The sequence below is a fragment of the Nonomuraea sp. NPDC051298 genome, from assembly GCF_055586305.1.
Genome location: NZ_JBVJIM010000002.1, coordinates 751,136 through 777,895 on the forward strand (window position 1 = coordinate 751,136; position 26,760 = coordinate 777,895).

At 71.1% G+C, this 26,760-nt stretch carries 26 protein-coding genes; 14 read left to right on the forward strand and 12 right to left on the reverse strand.

Annotated features, from left to right (window positions below; genetic code table 11):
* Nucleotides 1-6: 6 nt before the first annotated feature.
* The 5 genes from ACZ6S0_RS08730 to ACZ6S0_RS08750 all read right to left on the reverse strand — a co-directional run bounded on the left by ACZ6S0_RS08730 (nucleotide 7) and on the right by ACZ6S0_RS08750 (nucleotide 5,529).
* Nucleotides 7-624, reverse strand: a complete 618-nt coding sequence (locus ACZ6S0_RS08730; protein WP_465914744.1) for a hypothetical protein — start codon at nucleotides 622-624, stop codon at nucleotides 7-9.
* Nucleotides 621-1,658 carry a hypothetical protein gene (locus tag ACZ6S0_RS08735; RefSeq protein ID WP_465914746.1) on the reverse strand — a complete coding sequence of 346 codons (1,038 nt, stop codon included), beginning with the start codon at nucleotides 1,656-1,658 and terminating at the stop codon, nucleotides 621-623. Before ACZ6S0_RS08735 ends, ACZ6S0_RS08730 begins: the two co-directional genes overlap by 4 nt.
* A gap of 221 nt (nucleotides 1,659-1,879) precedes the next feature.
* Nucleotides 1,880-2,653 (reverse strand): sporulation protein, encoded by a 774-nt coding sequence (locus tag ACZ6S0_RS08740; protein ID WP_465914748.1) that lies wholly within the window; start codon nucleotides 2,651-2,653, stop codon nucleotides 1,880-1,882.
* 9 nt (nucleotides 2,654-2,662) lie between these two features.
* Nucleotides 2,663-3,904 (reverse strand): SPFH domain-containing protein, encoded by a 1,242-nt coding sequence (locus ACZ6S0_RS08745; RefSeq protein WP_465914750.1) that lies wholly within the window; start codon nucleotides 3,902-3,904, stop codon nucleotides 2,663-2,665.
* Nucleotides 3,904-5,529 (reverse strand): SPFH domain-containing protein, encoded by a 1,626-nt coding sequence (locus ACZ6S0_RS08750; protein WP_465914752.1) that lies wholly within the window; start codon nucleotides 5,527-5,529, stop codon nucleotides 3,904-3,906. Before ACZ6S0_RS08750 ends, ACZ6S0_RS08745 begins: the two co-directional genes overlap by 1 nt.
* A gap of 139 nt (nucleotides 5,530-5,668) precedes the next feature.
* Here ACZ6S0_RS08750 and ACZ6S0_RS08755 point away from each other — a divergent pair, with 139 nt between their 5' ends.
* From ACZ6S0_RS08755 to ACZ6S0_RS08780, 6 genes are all read left to right on the forward strand, one after another.
* The gene (locus ACZ6S0_RS08755; protein WP_465914754.1) at nucleotides 5,669-6,583 is read left to right on the forward strand and encodes an ABC transporter ATP-binding protein; all 915 of its coding nucleotides are present in this window, start codon (nucleotides 5,669-5,671) and stop codon (nucleotides 6,581-6,583) included.
* Nucleotides 6,580-7,434, forward strand: coding sequence for an ABC transporter permease (locus ACZ6S0_RS08760; protein ID WP_465914757.1), 855 nt, complete (start codon nucleotides 6,580-6,582; stop codon nucleotides 7,432-7,434). Before ACZ6S0_RS08755 ends, ACZ6S0_RS08760 begins: the two co-directional genes overlap by 4 nt.
* 14 nt (nucleotides 7,435-7,448) lie before the next feature.
* A complete protein-coding gene (locus tag ACZ6S0_RS08765) occupies nucleotides 7,449-7,682 on the forward strand; it encodes a helix-turn-helix transcriptional regulator (RefSeq protein ID WP_465914760.1) in 234 nt (77 codons plus the stop codon).
* 47 nt (nucleotides 7,683-7,729) lie between these two features.
* On the forward strand, nucleotides 7,730-9,844 hold the full coding sequence (gene uvrB / locus ACZ6S0_RS08770) for an excinuclease ABC subunit UvrB (RefSeq protein ID WP_465914762.1): 2,115 nt from the start codon (nucleotides 7,730-7,732) through the stop codon (nucleotides 9,842-9,844).
* Nucleotides 9,845-9,899: 55 nt separating this feature from the next.
* Nucleotides 9,900-10,505, forward strand: a complete 606-nt coding sequence (locus ACZ6S0_RS08775; protein ID WP_465914764.1) for a PepSY domain-containing protein — start codon at nucleotides 9,900-9,902, stop codon at nucleotides 10,503-10,505.
* A gap of 269 nt (nucleotides 10,506-10,774) precedes the next feature.
* Nucleotides 10,775-11,338 carry a hypothetical protein gene (locus ACZ6S0_RS08780; protein ID WP_465914767.1) on the forward strand — a complete coding sequence of 188 codons (564 nt, stop codon included), beginning with the start codon at nucleotides 10,775-10,777 and terminating at the stop codon, nucleotides 11,336-11,338.
* Between the two features lie 6 nt (nucleotides 11,339-11,344).
* Here ACZ6S0_RS08780 and ACZ6S0_RS08785 read toward each other — a convergent pair whose 3' ends face one another.
* Nucleotides 11,345-11,920 carry a Uma2 family endonuclease gene (locus ACZ6S0_RS08785; protein WP_465914768.1) on the reverse strand — a complete coding sequence of 192 codons (576 nt, stop codon included), beginning with the start codon at nucleotides 11,918-11,920 and terminating at the stop codon, nucleotides 11,345-11,347.
* A 59-nt stretch (nucleotides 11,921-11,979) separates the two neighbouring features.
* The gene (locus ACZ6S0_RS08790) at nucleotides 11,980-12,585 is read right to left on the reverse strand and encodes a hypothetical protein (RefSeq protein WP_465914770.1); all 606 of its coding nucleotides are present in this window, start codon (nucleotides 12,583-12,585) and stop codon (nucleotides 11,980-11,982) included.
* A 160-nt stretch (nucleotides 12,586-12,745) separates the two neighbouring features.
* Here ACZ6S0_RS08790 and ACZ6S0_RS08795 point away from each other — a divergent pair, with 160 nt between their 5' ends.
* Nucleotides 12,746-13,537 carry a glucose 1-dehydrogenase gene (locus ACZ6S0_RS08795; protein WP_465914772.1) on the forward strand — a complete coding sequence of 264 codons (792 nt, stop codon included), beginning with the start codon at nucleotides 12,746-12,748 and terminating at the stop codon, nucleotides 13,535-13,537.
* Nucleotides 13,538-14,374, forward strand: coding sequence for an alpha/beta fold hydrolase (locus tag ACZ6S0_RS08800; RefSeq protein ID WP_465914773.1), 837 nt, complete (start codon nucleotides 13,538-13,540; stop codon nucleotides 14,372-14,374). It abuts the gene before it with no gap.
* Here the strand turns inward: ACZ6S0_RS08800 and ACZ6S0_RS08805 are convergent.
* Together ACZ6S0_RS08805 and ACZ6S0_RS08810 are read right to left on the reverse strand one after the other, a co-directional pair.
* Entirely contained in the window at nucleotides 14,359-14,976 is a 618-nt protein-coding gene (locus ACZ6S0_RS08805) for a DUF4126 domain-containing protein (RefSeq protein ID WP_465914775.1), read from the reverse strand. The genes ACZ6S0_RS08800 and ACZ6S0_RS08805 overlap by 16 nt on opposite strands.
* Before the next feature lie 4 nt (nucleotides 14,977-14,980).
* Nucleotides 14,981-15,886, reverse strand: coding sequence for a choline/ethanolamine kinase family protein (locus ACZ6S0_RS08810; protein ID WP_465914777.1), 906 nt, complete (start codon nucleotides 15,884-15,886; stop codon nucleotides 14,981-14,983).
* A 68-nt stretch (nucleotides 15,887-15,954) separates the two neighbouring features.
* On the opposite strand from ACZ6S0_RS08810, the gene ACZ6S0_RS08815 reads away from it, so the two are divergent.
* Nucleotides 15,955-18,327 (forward strand): GcvT family protein, encoded by a 2,373-nt coding sequence (locus ACZ6S0_RS08815; RefSeq protein ID WP_465914779.1) that lies wholly within the window; start codon nucleotides 15,955-15,957, stop codon nucleotides 18,325-18,327.
* A gap of 31 nt (nucleotides 18,328-18,358) precedes the next feature.
* On the opposite strand, the gene ACZ6S0_RS08820 is transcribed toward ACZ6S0_RS08815, so the two are convergent.
* The 3 genes from ACZ6S0_RS08820 to ACZ6S0_RS08830 form a co-directional block, all read right to left on the reverse strand.
* Nucleotides 18,359-19,129, reverse strand: coding sequence for a GntR family transcriptional regulator (locus tag ACZ6S0_RS08820; protein ID WP_465914781.1), 771 nt, complete (start codon nucleotides 19,127-19,129; stop codon nucleotides 18,359-18,361).
* Between the two features lie 143 nt (nucleotides 19,130-19,272).
* A complete protein-coding gene (locus tag ACZ6S0_RS08825; RefSeq protein WP_465914785.1) occupies nucleotides 19,273-20,397 on the reverse strand; it encodes a nitronate monooxygenase in 1,125 nt (374 codons plus the stop codon).
* A gap of 94 nt (nucleotides 20,398-20,491) precedes the next feature.
* Nucleotides 20,492-21,103: an acyltransferase gene (locus ACZ6S0_RS08830; RefSeq protein ID WP_465914787.1), complete on the reverse strand. Its 612-nt coding sequence runs from the start codon at nucleotides 21,101-21,103 to the stop codon at nucleotides 20,492-20,494.
* A gap of 143 nt (nucleotides 21,104-21,246) precedes the next feature.
* Here ACZ6S0_RS08830 and ACZ6S0_RS08835 point away from each other — a divergent pair, with 143 nt between their 5' ends.
* The 5 genes from ACZ6S0_RS08835 to ACZ6S0_RS08855 all read left to right on the forward strand — a co-directional run bounded on the left by ACZ6S0_RS08835 (nucleotide 21,247) and on the right by ACZ6S0_RS08855 (nucleotide 26,347).
* The gene (locus ACZ6S0_RS08835) at nucleotides 21,247-22,914 is read left to right on the forward strand and encodes a CTP synthase (RefSeq protein WP_465914789.1); all 1,668 of its coding nucleotides are present in this window, start codon (nucleotides 21,247-21,249) and stop codon (nucleotides 22,912-22,914) included.
* Complete coding sequence (locus ACZ6S0_RS08840) at nucleotides 22,911-23,552, forward strand: NUDIX domain-containing protein (protein WP_465914792.1); 642 nt, start codon at nucleotides 22,911-22,913, stop codon at nucleotides 23,550-23,552. Before ACZ6S0_RS08835 ends, ACZ6S0_RS08840 begins: the two co-directional genes overlap by 4 nt.
* A gap of 15 nt (nucleotides 23,553-23,567) precedes the next feature.
* The gene (locus tag ACZ6S0_RS08845) at nucleotides 23,568-24,473 is read left to right on the forward strand and encodes a site-specific tyrosine recombinase XerD (RefSeq protein ID WP_344888349.1); all 906 of its coding nucleotides are present in this window, start codon (nucleotides 23,568-23,570) and stop codon (nucleotides 24,471-24,473) included.
* A gap of 117 nt (nucleotides 24,474-24,590) precedes the next feature.
* Complete coding sequence (locus ACZ6S0_RS08850; protein ID WP_465914795.1) at nucleotides 24,591-25,532, forward strand: ParA family protein; 942 nt, start codon at nucleotides 24,591-24,593, stop codon at nucleotides 25,530-25,532.
* The gene (locus ACZ6S0_RS08855) at nucleotides 25,529-26,347 is read left to right on the forward strand and encodes a segregation and condensation protein A (RefSeq protein WP_465914798.1); all 819 of its coding nucleotides are present in this window, start codon (nucleotides 25,529-25,531) and stop codon (nucleotides 26,345-26,347) included. Before ACZ6S0_RS08850 ends, ACZ6S0_RS08855 begins: the two co-directional genes overlap by 4 nt.
* Nucleotides 26,348-26,760 lie beyond the last annotated feature (413 nt).

Below are 26,760 nucleotides of genomic sequence, written 5' to 3' on the forward strand. Positions count from 1 at the left end.
GCCCTCTCAGGTCAGGTGCGCGGTGATCAGACGGACGGCCAGGGCCGTCTCCTCGGAGTCCAGCGACTGCCTGGACACGTGGTGGGCGGCGCCGCCCAGCGGGCCCAGCGACAGATCACGGCTGCCGGGCCGGCCGCGCCCCAGCGCGATCGTGGCCGCCTCGTCGCCCTCGGGCACGACGCTGCTGTGGAACCGGCCCGCGCCAAGAGTGTAGGTGTCGCCGGGCCCGAACACCTCCACCAGGCTCGTGGCGTGCCGCACCGTGCGGCGGGTGGGCGAGATGCGGTCGCCGTCGGCCCCGCTGACCACCTCGTACACCCGGTGCGTGGCGTCGGAGCCGGCGTCGGTGACCATCGCGTGCACGTTGCGCATCTGGCCGTAGAGCACGTGGCTGACCAGGTCCCAGCTATGGCAGTGGATCTGGGAGGTGGTGGTCTCGGCGTGCGGGATCGAGCCGGACCACAGGTGCAGGCACACGCCCTCGCCGCCGTCGCGCTCCAGCGGCAGGCACACGAACCCGAGCGGGTGGCGCACCGCGCTCAGGCCGGGCCTGGACAGCTCTCCCAGGGCCCACGCGCGGGCCCTGCCCTCGCGAACGAGCCGCTGAACCCGTCGGTGACTCATGCGTACGGGTCCGGGGCACGGAGCGCCTTGAGGGCGATCTCGACGATGTCACGATCGCTGTAGGTCTTGGGCAGGGGCACCCCGATGCGTTCGAACAGCTCCTGCACCTCCTCCGTGGTGGGCTCCTTGCTGAGCGGCACGTCCTGGTACATCTCCAGCGGCACCCGCCGCGCCTGCTCGAAGCTGAGCCGCAGCTCGGTGTCGCAGTTTTCGTAGTAGAACGTGCCGGCCAGCGCGGTCATCGCCATGTTCGGGTCTTCGACCGTCATGATCAGCCGGGTGGTCGACAGGTCCCAGCGGAACGTGGTCATCGTCGACGACAGGCCCACCCCGATGTCGAGCAGGGTGTAGTCCTGGCGGTGCCAGAAGGCGGCCAGGATGGTGGCGTACGACTCCTTCCTGACCCGGTCGGTCGTCCACACCTCGCCGGTGCCGTCGGGGAGGTTGGACAGCGAGCGGCGGTAGTTGGCGTACTTGGCGCACAGCTCCTTGCTGGACGGGTCGATGACCTCGATCCGTACCGTGAGGTGGCGTTTGTCCCTGCGGGCGGCCTCGACGCACTTCGGCAGCGTGACCGCGCGCAGGTAGGTGCCGGTGCCGCCCTTGAAGCTCCACCGGGTGGTGTCCTTCCTGGCCTCGGCGTGGGACTGGGCGATCTCCTGCCTGCTGCCCAGCACCCGGACGAGCTGCAGCGCGTCGAGCGCCCTGCGCGTGCTGTGGGCCAGCGTCTCGATCTGCTCCAGGCGGGCCAGCCGCACGGGCAGCTCGGCCAGCGCGCCCGAGGTGATCGTCTTCTCGACGGGGGCCTGGCGGGCGCGGTCGCGCAGCAGCGCCGTGGCCACCAGCGCCAGGATCACGAGGGTCGCGGCGGTCACGAGCTGCGCCTGGATCTCGTCGCCCTTGGGGCCGAAGATCTCGTCGGGCATGATGCCGAGCACGCCGACCACGATCGCCAGCCCGAGCGCGATGGCGCCGTCGGCGTTGCGCGCCGCCCATGGGGCGCTTCGCTTCAACGCCGCCATGAACCGTGCCATCGCTCGCCCCACCGTCCGACGATCGGTCAGTCCCCGACGTCATGGTAACGACCGCGCCAGGCGACTGCCAGCACACGGAAAGGAGCGAAGTGCCTAGCCTCCGGGACTTTCCCGCCCGCTTTCGCCAGCGTCCTGAAACCCGCCGCGCTTCGGGACGGACGACGGCGGGCGGCGCCGAGCCGCCGCTCGACGCCGCCCGATCGAGGGCCAGGGGCCGGGGGTCAGAACCAGCCGCGCTTGCGGGCCATCTGCTCCAGGCCGCGCTGCAGGGCCGCCTCCGCCGAGCTGGGCGACTCGTCGTAGCGGACGGTGAAGCGGTTGTAGGAGTCGTGGCTGGAGGTCAGGAAGCCGCCCCGCTTGTCGGCCTCCAGGATGACGTCCATCTGCCGCGGCCCGGCGATGAACGTCAGCTCCAGCTCGTTGAAGTGACGCCGCCACTGGCCGCCCGCGTAGTACTCGATCTCCTGGAAGAACGGCATGGTCGACCCGTAGAGGGTGCCGCGCTCCAGGTCGGCCTTCTTGAACTGGAAGCCCAGCCGGTCCAGCGCGCCGATCACGTGGTCCTGGGCCGGCAGCGGGCTGACGAACAGCGGGTCGAGGTCGCCCTTGTCCAGCGCGCCCGCCAGCGCCAGCTCGGTCTGGACGCCCAGCTTCATGCCGTGCAGCGGGTGCCCGGCGATCGCGCTGATCGGCGTCTCCCACGGGATCGGGATCTCGAACGGGTGCTGGTGCTGCGCGCCCGCCGCGAGCTGGAACGTCCCGGCCACCTGCTGGCGCAGGAAGCTGTAGGACGTCTTGTACTCGCTGTCGCCCGACTCGACCTCCACCACGGCGGTGAGGTCGATGTAGATGCCCTCGACCTTGTACTCGGAGTTGCCGCCACGGAAGTGGACGACGCCGCGCAGCGGCTCGCCCGGACGCACGCCCGTGTTGGTCAGCACCGTGTCGACCTCGACGCCCGCACCGAACGCGGCCATCAACTTGCGGAACACCATGGGGTTCTCCTATGCGGAAGGTTTGTGACCGTTGATCTGGCCTGCTCCCGTGCCCGAGATGCGGGGGAGCAACTGGGCCAGGAGGAGGGTGGACAGAGCGGAGTCCGACTGGCCCTGCTGGGTGCGTACGACCAGGGGCTGGGGGGCGTTCTCCGCGAGTTTGGCGCCCACGTCGAGGCGCCGGCGGGCCAGCTCGTAGTGCAGCACGGCCCGGTTGTCCCGGTACGACTCGGCCAGCCGCCGCAGCGCCTTGGCCTCGTTCTCGGCGGCGGTCAGCTCGGCCCGGCCGCGCGCCTCGATCTCCCACGTCACCCGCTGCGCCTCGGTCTCCTGCTCCTCCAGCATGCGCGCCACGTCCTTGCGCGCCTTGTTGTGGGCGGCCTTGACCTCGACGACCCGGGCGTCACGGGTCTTCTTGGAGCGTTCGATCTCCATGAGCAGCGTGTCGATGCGGCGCTTGCGGGTCAGCTCCCACTCGCGCTCGTACGCCGACAGCTCCTTGGCCACCTTCTCGCGGGTGGCCAGGTGCTGCTGGTACTGGTCGGGCAGTTGCACGTCGGGGATGTTGGCGCCGGTGACGCGCACGCCGTAGCGGCCGAGTTGGCGGTTGAGCGCGTCCTGCATGTCGCCGACGTCGGAGCCGCGCAGGTCGTAGGCGCGCTCGGTGTTGACCCGGCGGCTGCGCTGCCTGATCGCGTCCTGCACGGCGCTCGACAGCACCAGGTCGAAGTTGCCCGCGCCGATCGTGCGCACGAACGCCACGGGGTCCACGATCCGGAACTTCAGGAAGAACTCGATCGACTTCAGCGGCACGTTCTCGGCCGTGGGGCAGGCCACGATCGGCGCCGAGTACGGGATCTCGGTGGAGGTGTCGACGACCGCGTCCACCCGGTCCCACGGCAGCCACAGGTAGTGGCGGCCCGGCGGGAGGGTGCCGACGATGGCGCCCCAGCGGCTGCGCACGCCGGTGGTGCCCTCCTCGATCTCGATGATCGCCTTGCGCCACATCGTGACCAGCGCCGCGAGCAGGGACACCAGCGCCGCGAGCCCGGCGAGGAGGGTGAGGTCGGTGAGCGCCGCCATCCCCGCGAAGTACAGCGCCAGGAACACCAGCGTCATCCAGGCGAAGCCGCGCCGGTCCTTGGGGATGACGACGGGCACGAGCTGGCCCTGCTCGCCGCCCCGCAGGAGCTGGCGGATGTCTCCCCAGGAGGCCAGCGACTCCTTGATCTTCGAAAACTCGCGGCTCATCAGCTCTCACTCCCCGGCTTGACGTGGTGCCTGCCGCCCGGCAGCAGCCGCTCGACGGTGCTCTCCAGCTCGGAGTCCGGCTCCGGCGTCTCCGGCGGCTGGGTGACGTCGGCGGCGGTCCGCTCCAGGAGGGCGCCGATCTCGTCCTCCCGCTCGCGTACGCGGGTGGCGATCTCGTCGAGCCTGGAACGGATGGCGGCCATGTCCTCGGCGGAGAACAGCACCGCGTCCTTGCCGCCCACGAGCTGCTGGGCCAGGGCCAGGAAGTCGATGTCGGTCTGCTCGCCCACCTGCACCACCTGGGGCAGCCGGGTGGCGACGGACTCGAGCTTGTTGAGCAGGTCCTGCTGGAAGCGGTAGTCGAGGATCTCGGGTGCCTCGGCGGCCGACAGCGCCCGGATGTCCAGCGCCTGCGCCTCCAGGAGCGCGGCGTTGGCGTTGGCCGTGGACTCGGCCTCGACCAGGCGCTGCCTGGCCTGCGCGGTGGCCTGGTGGGTGGCGCGTTCGAGCGCGGTGTCCATCCTGGCCTGGTAGCCGGCGATCTCCGCCTGGATGGCGCTCAGCGTCTCCTGCAGCCCGGCCAGCTCCTTGACCAGGTCGCCCTCGTTCTGCTCCTTGCGCAATTGCAGCTCGTACTCGTAGGTGTAGGCCTCCTTGGCGACCCGGACCATCTCGGGGGCGGCCAGGTCCATGCGGTACTCCTGGCTGGACGGCTCGGCGTGCGTGATGTTGACGTCGGTGAGCCGTACGGCGGGCAGGAACTGCTGGTTGAGGCTCTCCAGTATGCCGAGCGTGCTCTCGCCGACGAGGTCGTAGATGTCCTCGGCGCGCTGGGCGTAGATCAGGGAGCGGGTGACCTCGCTGATGGCGTTCTGGAGCTTGGACTGGAAGCCGCTGACCGAGCCGAGCACGAAGATGAACTCCGCCGGGTTCTCGATCCTGAACTGCAGGAAGAGGTCCACGCTGGCCTTGACGCCCTGCTGGGTGGGCGCCTCGCTGATCGGCGCGTTGAACGGGTACTCGCGGGTGGTGTTGACGATGTAGCTGACCCGCTTCCACGGGTTGAACAGCGTCACCCGGCCGGGGTCGGCGATCTGCACCAGCTTGCCGAACTGGGTGATCAGCGCCTTGCAGCCCTCGGGCACCATCACCACGCTGCGCCGCCACCACAGGAACGCGGCGGCCAGCACCAGCACCACCCAGTAGTGCGGGCCGAACACCACGTCGGAGCTGGGGATGATGTTGCCGAGCGCGCCGATGAGGCCGAGCAGCACGAGGATGCCCAGCGGCACGACCATCTTGGCGGTGCTGCCCTTGGGGATCACCACGGGGGAGATGACGTGCATGCCGTTCTCGGCGAAGCTGCGGTTGACGATCTCGCCGGCCTCGTTCAGCGACGCGGACCTGGCCTCGATGAGGGTGCCGACGGACGCGCCGCCGTCGCGGGCGGCGGCGAAGTCGTACGGGTTCAGCCTGAACCCCGGGGCTTGACCCGCCAGGTTCCCCGCCTGGTCCATCACCTGGCCCATGGCCTGTCCCATCGCATGGCGTACGTCACCCCCCTGGGCCACCGCTTGGGCTATGCCCTGCCCCGCCTGGATCAGTGCCTCTCTGGGTCGTGACATCGAACCTTCCTTTTCCGCTACAGGCGATTCAGACCGTATCGGGTGCGACTTACTGTTCGCTTGCAATGCGTGTCATATGTCTATTGCAGGATGTAGTAGGTGTGCTATTGATGTAGTAGACCTACTATCTGGAGGATCGATGGGAGCAGTGAGAGAGCTGACAGGCGGTACGGACCTCGGGGAGACGGCCGCCGCCATCGAGGCGCGCGGGCTGCGGATGGCGTACGGGCAGAAGGAGGTCCTGCGGGACGTCGCCTTCGCCATCCACCCCGGCGAGGTGATCGCGCTGCTCGGGCCCAACGGCGCGGGCAAGACGACCACGATCGAGATCCTGGAGGGGTTCCGGGTGCCGTCCGCCGGCCACGTACGCGTGCTGGGCGTCGAGCCGGCCCGCGGCGACGAGCGCTGGCGGGCCAGGCTGGGCGTGGTGCTCCAGTCGTGGCGCGACCACGGGCGCTGGCGGGTGCGCCAGCTCCTGGAGCACCTGAGCCGCTACTACGAGCCGTACGCGGACCCCGGCAGGACACCGCTCGACACCGGCGAGCTGATCGAGGCCGTCGGGCTCGCCGAACACGCCGGCCAGCGCATCAACCGGCTCTCCGGCGGGCAGCGGCGCCGCCTCGACGTCGCCATCGGCATCGTCGGGCGCCCCGAGGTGCTCTTCCTCGACGAGCCGACCGCCGGCTTCGACCCCCAGGCCAGGCGGGACTTCCACGACCTCGTCCACCGGCTGTCCGACCTCGACGACACCACGATCCTGCTCACCACGCACGACCTCGACGAGGCCGAGAAGCTCGCCGACCGCATCCTCATCCTCGCCGGTGGCCGCATCGTCGCCGACGGCAGCCCCGACAGGCTCGCCCGCGAGTTCTCCCGCGACGCCCAGGTGCGCTGGAGCCGCGACGGCGAGCACTTCGTGCACGCCACACAGGACGCCGTCGGCTTCGTCCGCGAGCTGCTCGACCAGCACCCCACCGGGATCGGCGACCTCGAGGTACGCCGGGCCACGCTCGAGGACACCTACATGACCATCGTCAAGGGGGAGGAAGCGTGAACCCCACGCTGCACGCCGCGCGGCTCGGGCTGTCCCGCGGCTGGGTCGAGTTCAAGCAACAGTTGACCAGCCCGCAGGACCTGGGGTTCACCGTGGTCAGCACCGTGGCCTTCGCCGTCGTGCTCTACTTCCAGCGCGACGCGACGCTGCCCGGCACCGACCTGCCGCTGGCGGCGGCCACGCTGCCCGGCCTGCTCGGGCTGCTGATCCCGGTCAACGGACTGCTGGGCGCGGTGGGCTCGCTGTCCGTCGAAAGGGAGGACGGCACCCTGCTCAGGGCCAAGGCCCTGCCCCAGGGCATGGTCGGCTACCTCGTCGGCCGGATCGTGTCGCTGTCCTACTCCACCGTGGCGTCGCTGGCGCTGATGCTCGTCGCGGGGCTGTTCTTCGTGCCGGGGCTGCTCGGGATCGGGCTGGGCAACTGGCTCACCATCGCCTGGCTCACGGTGCTGGGCCTGCTGTCGGCGCTGCCGCTGGGCGCGGTCATCGGCTCCCTGGCCGCCAGTCCGCAGACCGCGGCCGGGATGTCCATGCTCGCCATCGGCGGTCTCACCGCCGTCTCGGGCGTCTTCTACCCGATCACCGCGCTGGCCGGCTGGCTGCAGGCGCTGGCCCACGTCTTCCCGCTCTACTGGCTCGGCCTGGGCATGCGCTCGGCGCTGCTGCCCGACGCGGCCGCCGCCGCGGAGATCGGCGGCTCGTGGCGGCCGGTGGAGACCACGCTCGTGCTGCTCGCGTGGGCCGTGGCCGGGCTGGTGCTGGCGCCCCCGATCCTGCGCAGGATGGCCAGGCGCGAGTCCGGCTCGGCGATGGAACAGCGCCGCCATCGGGCGATGCAGCGGGTCACCTGAGAAACTACGTCCTGATGAGCGAGATCGTCTACAACCGCATCGCGCTGCTGCGCGCAGAGCGGAACGTGACCCGCAGGCAGCTCGCCGACGCGCTGGGGGTGCACTATCAGACCGTCGGTTACCTCGAACGCGGCGAATACAGTCCAAGCCTTTACCTGGCGCTGCGGATCGCCGATTATTTCGAGGTGCCTGTCGAGGTGGTCTTCTCCACCACCCCGTTCCCTCGCATCGGCGAGCGTACGGCCTGACGACGGCGTCCGGCGAAGATGTCGGTGGCGCCGCCTACAGTGGCAGCATGCGACCGGTCACTGATTTGCAGCGGAAGGTGGCGCCCTTCGAGGTCGTCACCGAGATGACTCCTTCCGGCGACCAGCCGACGGCCATCGCCGAGCTGGAGCGCCGCGTCAAGGCCGGGGAGAAGGACAACGTCCTGCTGGGCGCCACCGGCACCGGCAAGACGGCCACGATCGCCTGGCTGATCGAGCGGCTGCAGCGGCCCGCGCTGGTCATGCAGCCCAACAAGACCCTCGCCGCGCAGTTCGCCAACGAGCTGCGCGAGATGCTGCCCAACAACGCGGTCGAATACTTCGTCTCCTACTACGACTACTACCAGCCCGAGGCGTACGTCCCGCAGAGCGACACCTACATCGAGAAAGACTCCTCGATCAACGACGAGGTCGAGCGGCTGCGCCACTCGGCCACCAACTCGCTGCTCACCCGCCGCGACACCATCGTGGTCGCCTCGGTGTCGTGCATCTACGGCCTGGGCACGCCGCAGGAATACGTCGACCGCATGGCCCGGCTGCGCGTCGGCATGGACGTCGAGCGCGACCAGCTCCTGCGCCGCCTGGTCGACATGCAGTACGCGCGCAACGACCTGGCCTTCACCCGGGGCACGTTCCGGGTGCGCGGCGACACGATCGAGATCATCCCGAAGTACGAAGAGCTGGCCGTGCGCATCGAGATGTTCGGCGACGAGATCGAGAAGCTCTCGACCATGCACCCGCTGACCGGCGAGGTCATCACCGAGGACGAAGAGCTCTACATCTTCCCCGCCTCCCACTACGTCGCGGGCGAGCAGCGCATGGCCGCCGCAGTGGCCGGCATCGAGATCGAGCTGGCCGACCGGCTCGCCGAGCTGGAGCGGCAGGGCAAGCTGCTGGAGGCGCAGCGGCTGCGGATGCGCACGACGTACGACATCGAGATGATGCGCCAGATCGGCACCTGCTCCGGCATCGAGAACTACTCGCGCCACATGGACGGCCGCGAGGCCGGCAGCGCGCCCAACACGCTGCTCGACTACTTCCCTGAAGACTTCGTGCTGGTGCTCGACGAGTCGCACCAGACGGTGCCGCAGATCGGCGCGATGTACGAAGGCGACGCCTCCCGTAAGCGCACGCTGGTCGAGCACGGCTTCCGGCTGCCGTCGGCGCTCGACAACCGGCCGCTGAAGTGGGAGGAGTTCCTCGATCGCATCGGGCAGACCGTCTACCTGTCGGCCACGCCCGGGCCCTATGAGCTGGGGCGGGCCAAGGGCGACGTGGTCGAGCAGGTCATCCGCCCGACCGGCCTGGTCGACCCCGAGATCGTGGTCAAGCCCACCAAGGGCCAGATCGACGACCTGGTCCACGAGATCCGCGAGCGGGCCGGGCGCGACGAGCGCGTGCTGGTCACCACGCTGACCAAGAAGATGTCGGAAGACCTGACCGACTATCTTCTCGAGCTGGGCATCCGGGTCCGCTACCTGCACAGCGAGGTCGACACGCTGCGCCGCATCGAGCTGCTGCGAGAGCTGCGCACGGGCGAGTTCGACGTGCTGGTCGGCATCAACCTGCTGCGCGAGGGCCTCGACCTGCCCGAGGTGTCGCTGGTGGCGATCCTCGACGCCGACAAGGAGGGCTTCCTGCGCTCGGAGACGTCGCTCATCCAGACCATCGGCCGCGCCGCCCGTAACGTCTCCGGCCAGGTCCACATGTACGCCGACAAGGTCACCCCGTCGATGGAGCGCGCGATCGACGAGACCAACCGGCGCCGGGCCAAGCAGATCGCCTACAACGAGGCCAACGGCATCGACCCGCAGCCGCTGCGCAAGAAGATCGCCGACATCCTCGACTCGCTCCAGCGCGAAGACGCCGACACCGACCGTCTGCTCGGCGGGGGCCGTCAGCAGTCGCGCGGCAAGGCGCCCGTGCCCGGCCTGGCCCGCCAGGCAGGTCAGGCCGGTCAGCACGCCAAGGCCATCGCGGGCGAGATGCCGCGGGCGCAGATGGAGTCGCTCATCGAGTCGCTGACCGAGCAGATGCACCAGGCGGCGGCCGACCTCCAGTTCGAGGTGGCCGCGCGGCTGCGCGACGAGATCAAGGAGCTCAAACGCGAGCTGCGCGACATGCGCGAGGCGGGAGTGAAGTAAGCCGTGCCCGCTGACCTGGGCGAATGCTTTGCCTTCTGGCGGGCAGCGTCCAGGTATGAACAAGACGATCATCGGGGCCCTGATCGGCGCGACGGTGCTCGCGACAGGCTGTGGCACCGCCGCCAGGGAGGCGGAGCGGTTGTCCGCGCAGTCCTCGCCGACGCCGCCCACGGCCACCATGGAGCCGGCCAGCCCCACCGGGTCACCGACCGGCAGCCCAGGCACGGTCAGCCTCGAACACCTCAAGCAGGCCGCCCAGGCCGCGACCGCGGCGGTGCCCGGCTCCAAGCTCGTCGGCATCGAGAGCGAAGAGAACGGCCGGTGGTGGGAGGCACACGTCGTCGGGGAAGACGGCACCGAACACAAGATGGACATCGAGAACGGCAAGGTCGTGCGCGGCCCCACCACCGAGGAGGAGGACGCCGCCGCCAAGGCCAAGCGCAAGGAGGAGCTGGCCGCGGCCAAGGTCGACTACGTCCAGGCGGCCGACAAGCTCGTGGCCGCCGTGCCTGAGGGGCGGATCGTCGAGTTGCGGCTCGACACCGAGCACGGCAAGACCGTGTGGGAGGGTGAGCTGGTCACGCCCGACGGCACCAAGCACGAGGCCACCGTCGACGCCGCCACCGGCGAGGTCGTGAAGGGCAGCGCCTCCCCGACGTGACATCGGGCCGCCGGTCGAGCGCGCACCCCTGACCGCCATCCAGGACGCCCGCTCGACCGCCGCGACGGCGGGCCGTACCCACGGCCCGCCGCCGTCCCGTCCACCTCCGCAACGAGAACCGCAGACGGAGCCGCGACCGGAACCCAGATGAGGTCGCAGCCGGAGCCTCGGTTGGAGCAGCGGTTGGAGGCGTGGCAGGGCTGGGGTGGTGTGGTAGGTGAGCTGATATTGCGATGCGCCCGTCTCGCCCCACCTTGTATGTTGCGCACATGGGACGCTGCCCCGAATGCCATCGCTGGGAGCCCGCCGGGGTTCTCGGCTGCGCCCGATGCGCCGGGATCGTCGACGAGATCGTCGAGGAGGGCTGGCGGGCCTTCCTGGAGAGCGAGTTCGGCGCCGCCGAGCCGCCGGACGAGCGCCTGATCGCCGAGATGGTGACCGAGGAGCCCGACAGGCATCCGTGGCGCGTGGTCGACGCCGCGTACGACCGGCTGACCTGCGCGGAGTGCGGCGGCAAGCTCAGCAGGGGACCGGCCGGGTGCGGCCCGTGCGACCTGGCCAACGGCTTCCGCTACAGCGCCGTCGAGATCGACCGCCCGGGTGTGCCGCCGGGCAACGAGCACGCGCTGCGGGTCAACGTGTCGGTGGCCCGCCGCCCGTCGGGGATCTCGGCCCCGGAGGTGCTCGTACGGTGCCTCTCGCTGCCCCTGCTGCTGGCGGGCCGGCTGCCGACCCACGCCCAGGCCCAGGCCGTCAAGTCGCTGGCCGCCAGGGGCGCTACGGAGGCGGAGCTGGTCGCGGCGGTCTACGGCGACGACGGGAGCGCGGCCTGATCCGGCTCAGCCCGAGACCTGCCGCAGATCGAGGTCGAGGTCCACGTCGAACCCGAGGTTCGTCCGGAGCCGCCTGCGATGGATACCGGTGGGGACGTAAGCCTTGACCACGGGCTCGAGCTCGAACGTATACACCACCGCCAGGCCGTCCTCCTGCTCCACCCGCCAGAAGTGCTCGATGCCGGCGTCGGAGTATTTGATCGGCTTGGTGACTCGATCCCGCTCTCCGGATTCGTCGGAGACGACCTCGACGACCAGATGGACGTCCTCCGGCCGGAACGAGGTGATCTTCGTGCTGAAGGCAGACCTCTGGACCAGGAGGAGGTCGGGTTCGAGCCGCTGCCGCATGCCCAGCGTCACCGTCATCCCGCGCACGACCATGAGCGTGCCGGGCGGCCGGAACGACTGTTCGAGCAGGCGGAGCATGAGCATGTGGAAGCCGGTCTGCGGCGACCTCGAGATGAGGGACCCATCGATCAGCTCGACGTGCCGGGGCGCGTGAGGGGGCAGGTGATCGAGCAGGTCGGCGGTCCACCCGCCGGCGGGGCCGGGACGGAGCCGTTCCGGCCAGGCTGCGCTCATGGGGACGTCTCCTCAGGCCGTTGCACGCGACGCGTTCATCATGTCGCATGCCGTAGCCGTCAGGGGCGGTCCTTGCGGTCTTCGATCGTGCGGCGGTACAGCTCGTCGATCTCGTCGAGGGGGTCCTTGATCGGGGCCTGGCGGCGGGCCTCGATCTCCAGGTCGGTGCGCGAGGTGAGGTCGGCGATGCCCGTCGCCGTGTGCTGCACCTGGTCGCCCAGCAGGTCGGCCCGGATGCGGGCGCACATGGCCGTCAGCTTGGCCTGGTGCTCGCGCAGGCGGTCGAGGGTGGCGTGGTCGACGTAAGGGGACACGCGGCGCTGCTGGGCGTACATGCCGAGCTGGCTGTCGTGCACGTCGGCCTGGGCCGTCAGGTCGGCCAGCAGGCGGGGCAGCTCTCCGAGCCCCCACCCCTGGTGCTGGGCGTTCTCGACGGCCTGCCGGGTGAGGGTGACCTCGCGGCGCAGGTCGAGCCGGAGGCGCTCGACCTCGGCGGCGTCGCCGGTGCCCATCGCGTTGACGTGCGTGCTGAGCCGGACCGTGGCCTGCCTGGCCTTCACCGCGGCCTTCTTGCCCAGCTTGACCAGCAGGTAGATGCCCACACCGCCCAAGAGCAGGAGGAACGCCAGGATCACCAGCACGATGACGAGGAAATCGCCGAGCATTGCCACCTCTCGTTGGTGTTCGTGCCTTGAAGGATAGTCCGCCCCGGGCGTTCCGGCGCGCGTGAGGCGGTCCCGATGCCCAAGCAAGCTCTTGATCGAGGCGCGACGCCTGTGTTTCAGTGCACATGTCCGCTGAACCACCCCAGAAAGGGCGTACGGCGTGCTGGACGGCAAGGTAGTGATCATCACGGGCGGCGCCCGGGGCATGGGCGCGGCCACCGCCCGGCGCTGCGTGGCGGCCGGGGCGCGGGTCGTGCTGACCGACCTCCTGGTGGAGGAGGGTACGGCCACCGCCAAGGACCTGGGCGCCCGGTTCATCGCCCACGACGTGACGAGCCAGGACGACTGGGCCGCGGTGACCGCCGAGACCCTGGAGGAGCACGGACGGCTCGACGGCCTGGTGAACAACGCCGGCATCGCCACCGTCCTGCCGATCGAGCAGCAGTCGCTGGAGGAGTTCGAGCAGGTGCTCCGGGTGAACCTGGCCGGCGTCTTCCTGGGGCTCAAGGCCGTGGTCGGGCCCATGCGCGACTCGGGCGGCGGCGCGATCGTGAACGTGTCGTCGGTCGCGGGGCTGTTCGCCCTGCCGGGGACGGGCGGCTACGGCGCGTCCAAGTGGGGCGTGCGCGGGCTGACGAAGATCGCGGCACTGGAGTTCGCGCGGGATCGCATCCGGGTCAACTCCGTACATCCCGGGATGATCGCCACCCCGATGACGAGGCTGCTCGGGGCCGTGCCGGAGGAGGGGACCTTCGGGCTGGCGCCCGCCGGGCGGTGGGGCGAGGCCGCGGAGGTCGCGGAGGCGACCGCGTTCCTGCTGTCCGACGCGGCCTCGTACGTGACCGGCGCCGAGCTGGCCGTCGACGGCGGCTGGAGCGCGGGGGAGACCGCCATCCTGCCCCGTCCGAAGCCGCCCATGAGGCCGCCGACCTCGGACGGGAGCGCGGGATAGGTGCCATACGCGCAGGTCGGGCCCGAGGTCAGGCTCTTCTACACCGACGACGGGCAGGCGGGTGGCGGGCCGCCGCTTTTGCTCGTGCACGGCTGGGGCGCCGACTCCCACCAGTGGGCCTGGCACATCGACGCGCTGGCCGCCGCGCACCGGGTGATCGCCGTGGACCTGCGCGGCCACGGCTACTCCTCGGTCCCCGAGACCGGGAACACGCCCCGCATGATGGCCGCGGACCTGCACGCCCTGCTCGACCGCCTGGACGTCCCGCAGGTGGTGGCGGTCGGGCACTCCATGGGCGGCCAGGTGGTCTCGATCCTGGCGGTCGAGCACCCCGACCGGGTACGCGCGCTCGCCGCCCTCGACCCCGGCTACGGCATGACCGCCGAGCTGGCCCGCGGCTTCCCGAGGATGATCGAGGGACTGAGGGGCGAGCGCCCGCACGAGGCCGCCGAGCGGATCGACGAATGGTGCACGAACGCCGCCACCCCCGCTCTCATCAGGCGCTGGCACAAACGCCGCCTGTACGGGACGCCGCCGCACGTCCTCGCCCAGGCGTTCGAGGCCATGTTCACCGGCCGGGACGCCATCGGGGTGCGCCCGGCCAGCGACGACTACCTGGCGCGCAGGCGGTGCCCGGTGCTGTCGATCTGGGCCGACCCGGGGCGGGCGGAGTGGGAGGCGGGGCTGCTGAAGGACCCGGCGTCCGCGGTCGTGTGCTGGGAGGGGGCGAGCCACCGGCTGCACGAGGAGCGGCCCGCCGAGTTCGTGACCGCCTTGGAGGGCTGGCTGCGCACGCTCCAGGACGCCGCTCGGGAGCCGGGTCAGCCTGGCGGGTGACCGCCTGTCGCCCCCCTGCGGGCCCTCCGCCGTGCCCGGAAGCGGCGTACGCGCCGGATGGCCCACCACGCCACCACCGCGAACAGCAGCAGCGCGACGATCACCAGCGCGGGCGCGAACACCGCGACCAGGCTCATCCCGAGCGACCCCGCGTCCTCGGCCGTGCTCACGACCGGCGCCCCGACCCCGGCCGTCCCGGCGTTGACCACGGGGCGGGCGGCGGCCTTGACGGCGTGTACGGCCAGCGCCACGACGATGCCGAGCAGCCACCCGGCCCACGGGTGCTCGGTCATCCAGGACGAGCGCTCGAACTCGGCGGCGGCGTTCGTGGCCGAGAAGACCACGCCGCCCGAGGCCGGGCGCACCACGGTCTGGATGGCGTCGTTGACGCTGTCGACGGCGGGCACCTTGTCCAGCACCGTCTCCGCGACGAGCAGCACCGCGATGACGCCGAGGACGCCCCAGTTCGACAGCCAGGAGTAGCCGTCGGGCAGCCGGACGGCGTCGGTGAAGTTCGCGAGCACGCCCACCACGAGGAGCGGGATGTACGCGTTCAGCCCGGCGGCCGTGGACAGGCCCAGACCGGTCAATGCGGCGAGCATGCCCCTAGTCTGCCCGGACCGCCTCGTCCATGAGGCCGGTGAGGCCGGGATCGGTGAACTCGGCCACCGCCCGCTCGTACTTCTCCACGCCCCACGACCAGAAGTCGAAGTCGATGGTGTCGTTGGCGCCGTCCTGGATCGAGGCCCACAGGGTCCAGCCGTACTTGGACATGAGGCCGAGCAGGCGCGCTCGGGCGATCTTGTGGCGCAGGCGGCGGCCGTAGTAGGCGGTGACGAGCGCGTCCAGGTGGCCCGGCGGCAGGTCGGACTCGCTCCAGATGTTGCCCAGCTCGAAGCAGGCGTCGTTGTTGCCCGCGTACTCGTAGTCGATGAGCCACAGGCGCTCGCCGTCATCGAGGATGTTGCCGGGCAGCAGGTCGTTGTTGCACGGGACGGTGCCCTCGTCGCGCACGGCCAGGCACCTCCTGATCCGGGCGACGTCGGGCATGAAGTCGAGGTAGCGCGGCGGCAGCTTGAAGCCGCGCTCGCGCACGATCTCCAGGTAGCGCCGCTGGACCTCGAACATGTCGAAGTCGCGCACGAACCGCGGCCCCGCGTGCAGCCGCCGGCACGCCTCGGCCACCCGGGGCAGGTTCGCCGGGTCACGCAGGTCGTCGGCCGTGAACGCGCGCGCCGGCAGGTACCCCACCACCAGCACCCCGAGAGCGGGCAGATAGTCGTGCACCGGCGCTCCGACCCCGGCGCGGGCCGCCGCCACGGAGTTCGCGTGCTCGGCGTCCCTGTCGATGGCCAGCAGCGCCCCGTCACTGGCCCACACGCGGACGACGTAGACGCCACGCGGGGTCGTGACCTTGTAGTTGTGGTTGGTGAGCCCGCCGGGCAGCTCCTCGACGGAGCGCGGCACGCCGGACAGCAGGGGGATGCGATCGAGGACCTCGGGCGTGACCATGCTCGATGCTAGCCCCGGCGCCCTAAACGGTCTAGACCTTTTACGGCGTGCCGGTTAGCCTCGCGACCATGAGCGACTCGGCCCGCATCGTGATCATCGGTGGCGGGGTGGGCGGCGCGTCCGTCGCCTACCACCTCACCCGACTCGGCGAACGCGACGTCGTCCTGCTGGAGCGGGACGAGCTGACCAGCGGCTCCACCTTCCACTCCGCCGGGCTCGTCGGGCAACTGCGCGCCGACCCCACGCTGACCCGGATGAACCAGTACTCCGTCGAGCTCTACCGCACGCTGGACGCCGGATGGACCGAGTGCGGCGGCATCAAGCTGGCCGCCACGCCCGAGCGCATGGCGGAGATCCGCCGCCAGATCGGCTGGGCGCGCACGTTCGGGCTGCCGCTGGAGGAGATCTCGGTGGCCGAGGCCGTGGAGCTGTTCCCGCTCATGGACCCCGAGGGGGTGGTGGGGGCCGCGTACCTGCCGACGGACGGGCAGATCGACCCGTCCCAGCTCTGCTACGCGCTGGCGACCCGCGCCCGCGAGGGCGGGGCGACGCTGCGCACCCGCACCCGCGTGCTCGGCGTCAAGGTGGTCAATGGCCGGGTCGCCGGGGTCAGCACCGACCAGGGCGACATCGACTGCGAGATCGTGGTCAACTGCGGCGGCATGTTCGCGGCCGAGATCGGCCGCATGGCGGGGGTACGCGTCCCGATCGTCCCCATGTCGCACCAGTACGTGGTCACCGACGCCTTCCACGACCACACGGGCCTGCCCACGCTGCGCGACCCCGACCTGCTCGTCTACTACCGGCAGGAGGTGCAGGGCCTGGTCATGGGCGGGTACGAGCGCACCTGCGCCCCCTGGACGGCCGGGCCGAACTCCTACGACGCCGTGCCGCCCGACTTCAACGGCAGGCTGCTGGCCGAGGACTGGCCGAGGTTCGAGGAGATCTCCGGCAACTCCAGGATCCGGGTGCCCGCCATGGCCGACGTCGGCATCCGCAAGCTGATCAACGGGCCGGAGGCGTTCACCCCCGACAACGAGTTCTGCCTCGGGGAGACCGAGGTCGGCGGGTTCTTCGTCGCGGCCGGGTTCTGCGCGCACGGCATCGCGGGCGCGGGCGGCATCGGCAAGGTCATGGCCGAGTGGATCGTCGAGGGCGAGCCCGGCATGGACGTCTGGCACATGGACATCCGCCGGTTCGGCCGCCAGTACCGCTCGCCGTCGTACACGATCAAGCGGGCGGTCGAGAACTACGAGACGTACTACGACATCCGCTACCCCGGCCACGAGCGGTCGGCGGGACGGCCGCTGCGCGTCTCGCCCGCCTACGGCTGGCACGCCGCGCACGGGGCCGTCTTCGGCGAGAAGTCCGGATGGGAGCGGGTCAACTACTACACCGCGAACGAAACGCCAGGCGGGCCCGCGGGCGAGGACGAGCGCCCGCACGGGTGGGCGGGACGGCTGTGGTCGCCCGCGATCGGGGCCGAGCACCGGGCCACGCGCACGGCGGCCGGGCTGTTCGACGAGAGTTCGTTCGCCAAGATCGAGGTCACCGGGCCGGACGCCGCCGAACTCCTGGAGTGGGTGTGCGCCAACCGGGTCGCCCGCCAGGACGGCGTCGTCACCTACACGCAGGCGCTCAACCGGCGCGGCGGCATCGAGTGCGACTTCACCGTCACCAGGCGCGGCGAGCGGGAGTTCCTCGTCGTCACCGGCACCGCGTTCGGCTCCCACGACCTGGGCTGGCTGCGCAAGCAGGCCGCGCTCACCGGCGCGAACGCCAGGATCGCCGACGTGACCGGCCAGTACGCCTGCTTCGCCCTGTGGGGTCCGCGGGCCCGCGACGTCCTGGCCGGGCTGACGCCCGACGCGCTGGACTTCCCGTTCATGTCGTCCCGCGAGCTGACCGTGGGGGACGTGCCGGTGCTGGCGCTGCGGGTGACGTTCGTGGGCGAGCACGGGTGGGAGCTGTACTGCTCCAGCGAGTACGGGCTCGGCCTGTGGCAGGCGCTGTGGCGGGCGGGGGAGCCGTACGGGCTGGTGGCCGGGGGCTACCGGGCGATCGACAGCCTGCGGCTGGAGAAGGGCTACCGGGTGTGGGGCGCGGACCTCGGGCCCGAGACGACGCCGTACGAGGCGGGGCTGGGCTTCTGCGTCAAGAAGGAGGGCGACTTCCTCGGCCGGGACGCCCTCGACCCCGATCCTGGGCGCAGGCTGCGCTGCCTGACGCTGAGCGACCCGCGCGCCGTCGCGCTCGGCAACGAGCCGGTACGCCTGGACGGCCGGGTGGTGGCCCGCGTCACGTCCGGCGGCTACGGCTACACCGCCCGCGAGTCCATCGCCTACGCCCACCTGCCGGCCGAACCAGGGGCGCCGGTCGAGGTCGAGGTGGAGGGCCGCTGGGTGCCGGGCACCGTGGTCAAGGGCCCGCTCGTGCCCTGACCGCGCCCTGACCATGCCAAATTGCGCTCCGTCAGGGACTCCCCGGCTCCTGGACGCCGCTGCGCACCGAGATGCGGACCCGGTCGGGACGGAACAGGTCGAGCGCGTACTCCACCGGCGTGCCGTCGGCCGCGTAGGCGGTCCGCTCGATCAGCATGAGCGGCGTGCCGGGCTCGATGCCCAGCTCGGCGGCCTCGCCGGGCCGGGCGATCACCGGTTCGAGGTGCTCGACCGCCGTACGCGGCTCCAGGCCGTAGCGGGTGGCCAGCAGGGCGTAGAGGGAGCCGGTGAGGTCTTCCCCCAGCAGTCCGGGCAGGTCGGGGAAGTACGAGCGCTCCAGGGCCACCGGTGAGCGGCCCGCCGAGCGTACCCGGGTCACCTCGTGCACCGGCGCGCCCGCCGCCACCCCGAGCGCGCGGGCCGCGGCGACGGGCGCGGGCACGGTCGCGGCCCGCAGGATCCGCGCCCGCGCCCGCAGGTGGGCGCGGCGCATCTGCTCGGTGAACCCGGCCAGCCCCGTCAGGTCGCACTCGACGCGCGGCTCGGCCGGGGGCCGGGCCACGAACGCGCCTCCCGACCTGCCGGGTACCCGCAGCAGCACCCCCTCGTGTTCCAGCGTGGCCAGCGCCTGCCGCAGCGTCATCCGGCTCACGCCGAGCCGCCCGGCCAGCTCCCGTTCGCCGGGCAGCCGGTCGCCCGGCGCCAGCTCGCCGCGCGCGATCGAGGCGAGCAGCCAGCGCTCGATCTGCACGTGTGCGGGGACGCCGGTGCCACGCTCCAGCTCAGGGGGGGTCCCGACCACAGGCGCAGGTTACCTCCTGACGAAATCCCGGCAACGCCGGGAGACTGCGGGAGACCGCCGGGAGACCGCGGGAACGGCCCGGCCGCGCTACGGAGCGCCGACGGCGGCGCCGCCGGAGCGCAGGGAGGCGGCCGGGAGCGCGTTCACTCCGACAGGCGCCGGAGCCGGTCGACCGCCTCGCCGAACTCGCTGACCAGGTCGTAGACGACGTCCTTGGCGGGCCTGACCTGGCGGAGCTGGCCCACGACCTGACCCACGTAGTAGTTGACCAGCTCCAGCGCCCCCTGCTCGCCCTTCTCCGCCGCCGCCTCGACGCGGGCCATCGCGGCCTCGGTCACGAGGAGCTGCAGGGGCATGCCCAGCGGCCCCGGGCTCTCCTGGCCGGAGTCCCACTCCTCGGTCCAGGCCGACCTGAGCTGCCTGGCCGGCTTGCCCGTACGGGAGCGGGAGCGGACGGTGTCCAGCGACGAGGCCGCCAGCAGCTTGCGCCTGACCGCCGGGGACGTCTCGGCCTCCTCCGTGGTCAGCCAGACCGAGCCGCACCACACGCCCTGCGCCCCGAGCGCCATCGCCGCCGCCATCTGCCTCCCGGACGCGATCCCGCCCGCCGCCAGCACCGGCACGGGGTCGACCGCGTCCACGACCTGCGGCACCAGCACCATCGTGGAGATCTCACCGGTGTGGCCGCCCGCCTCGGTGCCCTGGGCCACGATGAGGTCGGCGCCCGCCGCGACCTGCCTGCGGGCGTGCTCGACCGTGCCGACCAGCGCGGCCACCGGCACGCCCGCCTGCCTGGCCCGGGTCACCATCTCGGGCGGGGGCGGTCCCAGGGCGCTGGCGATCAGCCCGATCCGGTGCTTGAGCGCCACGTCGATCAGCCCGGTCGCCCCGGCCGCCGTCACCCGCCTGCCGACCTCGTCGGCCACCGCGGTGAGCGGCTGGCCGGTGGCGCTGACGCCGTACTTGGACAGCAGGTGCGTGACGAAGTCCCGGTGCCGGTCGGGGACGGCGTCCATGAGGTGCACGCGCCGGTCGAGGGCGGAGGCGTCGATCTTGCCGGGCACGAGCACGTCGACGCCGTAGGGGCGGCCGTCCACGTGCTCGTCCAGCCAGGTCAGCTCCGTGTCGAGCTGATCGGGCGAGTACGCGACGGCGCCCAGCACCCCGAACCCGCCCGCGTTCGTGACGGCGGCCACCACGTCGCGGCAGTGGCTGAAGGCGAACAACGGGAACTCGATCCCCAAACGCTCACATATGGCGGTCCGCATGACCCGACGCTATCCGTCAGAACCTTGTTCGGTCCATCCCTCTCCTGAGCCGTCCCCGGCCCTCCGCCCGCCGGATCCGGGTGCGCGGGGCGGGTCAGGTGGTGGCGTCCAGCGTGACGGGGGAGTGCCAGCCCAGCTCCGGGGTGTACCCGCGGACCCGCCTGGCCGGGACCCCGGCCACCACGCTGTGGTCGGGGAACTCGCCCCGCACCACCGCCCCGCCCGCCACCACGCACTGGCGGCCGAGCGTGGTGCCCGGCAGGATGATCGCCCCCGCGCCCAGCCACGAGCCCGAGCCGATCGAGACCGGGCTGTTACGCGGCCACTGGCGGCCGATGGGCACGTCCGGGTCGTCGTAGACGTGGTTCTGGTCGGTGATGTAGACGTACGGGCCGGTGAAGACGTCGTCGCCGATCTCGATCGACTGGTGGGCGACGATGTGCGAGCCCCGGCCGATCGAGCAGCCCCGGCCGATGCGCAGGATCGAGTCGGGGCCGAGGTCGGGGCCGGGCATCATCCCGCACGAGATCGACACCCGCTCCCCGATGAGCGTGTGGTCGCCGATCTCGATCCACTGCTCGCCGAAGATCGCGCCGGGCGGGAAGGCGATGCTGACACCGTCGCCCATCAGGCGGAACCGGTAACCCGCGGGGGTGGCCGGAGTGATCGCGCCGGCGTGGCGGATCGCGCCGTAGGCACGGTGCATCAATGTGCCCAAAGCCCGCCGAACTACTGACATAAGGACCAAAGTTACCGCTAGGTCGGGCCGTTCAGGCATGTGAGGGGCGTTGTTTGATATCCTGAGAGCCCGTGGACACTTCGACCACACCTCGAGCCACGGGAGCCCCTTTGCGCAGCGCATCGCAAACCAAGCATCTGTTCGTCACCGGCGGTGTCGCCTCCAGTCTCGGCAAGGGGCTCACGGCGTCAAGCCTCGGTCGCCTGCTCAAAGGGCGCGGTCTCAGGGTCACCATGCAGAAGCTCGACCCCTACCTCAACGTCGACCCCGGCACCATGAACCCGTTCCAGCACGGTGAGGTGTTCGTCACCGACGACGGCGCCGAGACCGACCTCGACGTCGGCCACTACGAACGTTTCCTCGACACCGACCTGCACGGCTCGGCCAACGTGACCACCGGCCAGGTCTACTCCAACGTCATCGCCAAAGAGCGGCGCGGCGAATACCTGGGCGACACCGTCCAGGTCATCCCGCACATCACCAACGAGATCAAGGACCGCATCCGGGGCATGGCCGGTCCTGAGGTCGACGTGGTCATCACCGAGGTCGGGGGCACGGTGGGCGACATCGAGTCGCTGCCGTTCCTGGAGGCCGTCCGCCAGATCAGGCACGAGGTGGGGCGCGACAACGTGTTCTTCCTGCACGTCTCGCTGCTGCCGTACATCGGGCCGTCGGGAGAGCTGAAGACCAAGCCGACCCAGCACAGCGTCTCGGCGCTGCGCAGCATCGGCATCCAGCCCGACGCGATCGTGCTGCGGTCCGACCGGCCCGTGCAGGCGGCGATCAAGCGCAAGATCAGCCTCATGTGCGACGTGGACGAGGACGCCGTCGTGTCCGCCGTCGACGCCGACTCGATCTACGACATCCCGAAGGTGCTGCACTCCGAGGGCCTCGACGCGTACGTGGTGCGCCGGCTCGGCCTGCCCTTCCGCGACGTCGACTGGAAGGAGTGGGAGCAGCTCCTGCGCCGGGTGCACCGCCCGGCCAGGGAGGTCACGATCGCGCTTGTCGGGAAATATATTGATCTGCCGGACGCGTACCTCTCGGTCACGGAGGCGCTGCGCGCCGGCGGGTTCGCCAACGACGCCCGCGTCAACATCCGCTGGGTCAAGAGCGACGACTGCGAGACCCCCGAGGGCGCCGAGCGCGAACTCGACGGCGTCGACGGCGTGCTGATCCCCGGCGGCTTCGGCGTACGCGGCATCGAGGGCAAGATCGGCGCCATCCGCCACGCCCGCGAGGGCAAGATCCCGCTGCTCGGCATCTGCCTCGGCATGCAGGGCATGGTCATCGAGGCCGCCCGCAACATGGCCGGCATCGAGGGCGCCAACTCCGCCGAGTTCGACCCCGACACCAAGCACCCGGTCGTCTCCACCATGGCCGACCAGGAAGACGTCGTGGCCGGCGAGCGCGACATGGGCGGCACCATGCGCCTGGGCATCTACACCGCCAAGCTCGGCGAGGGCACCCTCGCCCGCCAGTTGTACGGCGGCAGGGCCAAGGCCGACGAGCGCCACCGCCACCGCTACGAGGTCAACAACTCCTACCGCGGGCGGCTCGAGAAGGTCGGCCTGGTCTTCTCCGGCCTGTCGCCCGACGGCCGCCTGGTCGAGTACACCGAGCTGCCCACCGACCAGCACCCGTTCTACATCGGCACCCAGGCCCACCCCGAGTTCCGCTCCCGGCCCACCCGGGCCAACCCGATGTTCGACGGCCTCATCGGCGCCGCCCTCATCTACGCCGACAGCCGCGTGGGCAGTGCCAAGGTGGGCCCGTGAAGAAAGAGGAGATCGAGAAGGGCGGCGTCCCCGTCGAGGACACGCCCGAGGCGTGGGACGTCGTCGAGACCAGGCATCGCTTCAAGGGCCACATCATCGACGTGGTCACCGACACCGTCAGGATGCCCCGCGACGAGGTCGCCGAGCGCGACTACGTCGTCCACCCCGGAGCCGTCGCCGTGCTCGCGCTCGACGAGCATGACCGCGTCCTGATGATCAGGCAGTACCGCCACCCCACCCGCCACCTGATGTGGGAGCTGCCCGCCGGGATCCGCGACGTGGCAGGCGAACCGCTCGCCACCACCGGCGCCCGCGAGCTGGCCGAGGAGTCCGGCTACCGGGCCGGCACCTGGCACACGCTCGTCGACCTGCGCTCCTCGCCCGGCATGACCGACGAGCGCGTCCGGGTGTTCCTGGCACGCGACCTGACCAAGATCCCCGACGAGGAGAACGGCTTCGTCCACCGGCACGAGGAAATCGACATGCCGGTCGAATGGGTCCCTCTGGCCGACGCGGTGGAGAAGGCGCTCATGGGAATGATCCACAATTCCTCGGCCGTGGCCGGTATCCTCGCCGCATATGCCGCGTCGGTCGAGGGGTACGCCCTGTTGCGCCCCGCCGACGCCCCGGAGGCGTGACGGAAGGACCAGTTCGTGGAGGCGGTGCTCTCCAGCTACCTCGCCCATCTGGCGGTGGAGCGCGCCCTTGCCGCCAACACGCTCGCGTCCTACCGGCGTGACCTGCGCCGATACTTCGAACACCTCCAGGCGCGCGGTCGGCGGGAGCTCGACCAGGTGGGGGAGGCCGATGTCCTGGCCTTCCTCGCCGCGCTGCGCGAGGGCGACGGTGAGCACCCCGCCCTCGTGGCCAGCTCCGCCGCCCGCGCCCTGTCCGCCGTCCGCGGGCTGCACCGCTTCGCCCTGCGCGAAGGGGTCACGGCCCACGACCCCGCCCACGAGGTACGCCCGCCGCGCCAGCTCCGCAGGCTCCCCAAACCCATCGCGGTCGACGAGGTCGAACGCCTCATCGCCGCCTCGGGCCCCGACGGCGCACCCCTGACCCTGCGCAACCGGGCCCTGCTGGAGGTCCTGTACGGCACCGGGGCCCGCATCTCCGAGGCCGTCGGGCTGGCCGTGGACGACCTCGAGGACGACCAGGTACGCCTGCGCGGCAAGGGCGGCCGCACCCGGGTCGTGCCCCTGGGGCGCTACGCGCGCTCGGCGCTGGACGCGTACGTGGTGCGGGCCAGGCCGGGGCTCCTCGCCCACGGGCGCGGCACCCCGGCCGTCTTCCTCAACGCCCGTGGCGGACGCCTGACCAGGCAGGGCGCCTGGGAGGTGCTCCAGGCCGCCGCAGAACGCGCCGGACTCGACGGGATAAGCCCGCACGTGCTCCGGCATTCCTTCGCGACCCACCTTTTGGACGGCGGCGCGGACGTTAGGGTGGTGCAGGAGTTGCTCGGCCACGCCTCCGTGACGACCACTCAGGTCTACACCCTGGTCACGGTCGACAAGCTCCGCGAGGTGTACGCGGCCGCGCATCCGCGTGCCCGGCAGTGATCTATAGTCTTTTGGGACGTGCGCCACCCACGGCGTGCCGCCTTGCCGCGTTTAGTGGTGACGCCATAGTGTCCGTCCGGACGGTCCGGTTCGGGATCGTCAGGGAGGTTCGAGCTGGTGACTGTGACGACCAAGGGTTCGACCCCGGGGACCCCCGACAACCCCTGGGGCGACACGAAGACCAACACGCCCTCCAACGGCGTCAACCTGGGCCCCACACGGCGGCCCAGACCCGTGTTCCCCGAGCCGGTGCCCCCCGCGGTGCACGGCCCGGCGCGCGTGGTCGCGATGGTCAACCAGAAGGGTGGCGTCGGCAAGACCACGACCACCATCAACCTGGGGGCCGCGCTGGTCGAATGCGGTCTCAAGGTGCTCCTGGTCGACTTCGACCCGCAGGGCGCCCTCTCCGTCGGGCTGGGCATCAACCCGCTCCAGCTCGACCTCACCGTCTACAACCTGCTCATGGAGCGCGGCGTCACCGCCGAGGAGGTGCTGCTGGAGACCGGCGTCGAGGGCCTCGACCTGCTGCCCAGCAACATCGACCTGTCCGCCGCCGAAGTACAGCTCGTCACCGAGGTGGCCCGCGAGCAGGTGCTCGGCCGGGTCATCAAGCCGCTGCTGCCGCACTACGACGTGTGCCTCATCGACTGCCAGCCGTCGCTGGGCCTGCTCACCATCAACGCGCTGACCTGCGCGCACGGTGTGATGGTGCCGCTGGAGTGCGAGTTCTTCGCCCTGCGCGGCGTGGCGCTGCTCATGGACACCATCTCCAAGGTCCAGGAGCGGCTCAACGAGGAGCTCGAGATCGAGGGCCTGCTCGCCACCATGTACGACGCCCGCACCCTGCACGGGCGCGAGGTGCTGGCCCGGGTGGTGGAGGCGTTCGGCGACAAGGTGTTCCACACGGTGATCAACCGTACGGTGCGCTTCCCCGACGCGACGGTGGCCGGCGAGCCGATCACCACGTTCGACCCGTCGTCCCTGGGCGCCAACGCCTACCGTGAGCTGGCCCGCGAGGTGCTCTCGCGCTGGCCGGCGCCTGCCACAATGGCCAGGTGACCGCAGAGCAGACCGCGCCCCAGGGCTTCCAGGTCCACCTGGACGTCTTCGAGGGGCCCTTCGACCTGCTCCTCGGTCTCATCGCCAAGCACAAGCTCGACATCACCGAGGTCTCGCTCTCCAAGGTTACCGACGAGTTCATCGCGTACATCCGGTCCCGTGGCCCCGAGTGGGACCTCGACCAGACCAGCCACTTCCTGCTGGTCGCGGCGACCCTGCTGGATCTCAAGGCGGCCCGGCTGCTGCCCTCCGGCGAGGTGGAGGACGAGGAGGACCTGGCGCTGCTGGAGGCCAGAGACCTGCTGTTCGCCCGGTTGCTGCAGTACAAGGCGTACAAGGAGGTGGTGAAGGTCTTCGCCGGGCGGATGGCGGAGGAGGCGCTGCGATTCCCCCGTACCGTGCCGATGGAGGAGCAGTTCGCCAACCTGCTGCCCGAGCTGATCCTCGGCATCGGGCCCGAGCAGCTCGCCCGCATCGCGGCCAGGGCGTTCACGCCGAAGCTGCCGCCGACCGTCAGCGTGGGGCACATCTACCAGCCGCTGGCCAGCGTCAGGGAGCAGGCGGCGATCCTGGTCATGCACCTGCGCAGGCTGCGGCGGGCCACCTTCCGCGCGCTCGTGGCCGACTGCGGGGGGACCATCGAGGTCATCGCCAGATTCCTGGCCGTGCTGGAGCTGTTCCGTGAGTCGGCGGTGACGTTCGAGCAGGTCGAGCCGCTGGGGGATCTGCACGTGACCTGGACGGGGTCCGACGACGGGGACGTCGCGGTGGGGGACGACTACGAGGAATCCGCGGAGAAACCATCCAATGACTGACGACAACCCGCTGCCCAACCCGCGCCGTTCGCCCGACTCCGAGCCGCCGCTGCCCTCCTGGATGACCCTCCCGGGCTCCCTCGCCCAGCCGGGGGCGCCGCACTTGGAGGACGAGGCGGACGCCGCCCCCGAACCCTCCGAACCCCCGCCCTCGCCGGTCACCGACGAGGCCGGACCCGGCTCCGAGTCCAGTGCCGAGTCCATTACCGAGTCGATTTCCGGGGCCGGTTCTGAGGCCGGTTCCGAGGTCGGAGAGGTGGACGCCGAGGAAGCGGCAGCCGCGGGCGGTTCCGAGGCTGGAGCGGTGGGCGCCGAGGAGGCGACAGCCGTGGCCGAGACCCCGGGCTCCTCCGACGCCGATTCCGCTGTTCGCGAGGCAACGGCGCCCACCGCGCCCGAGACAGCGGCTGCGC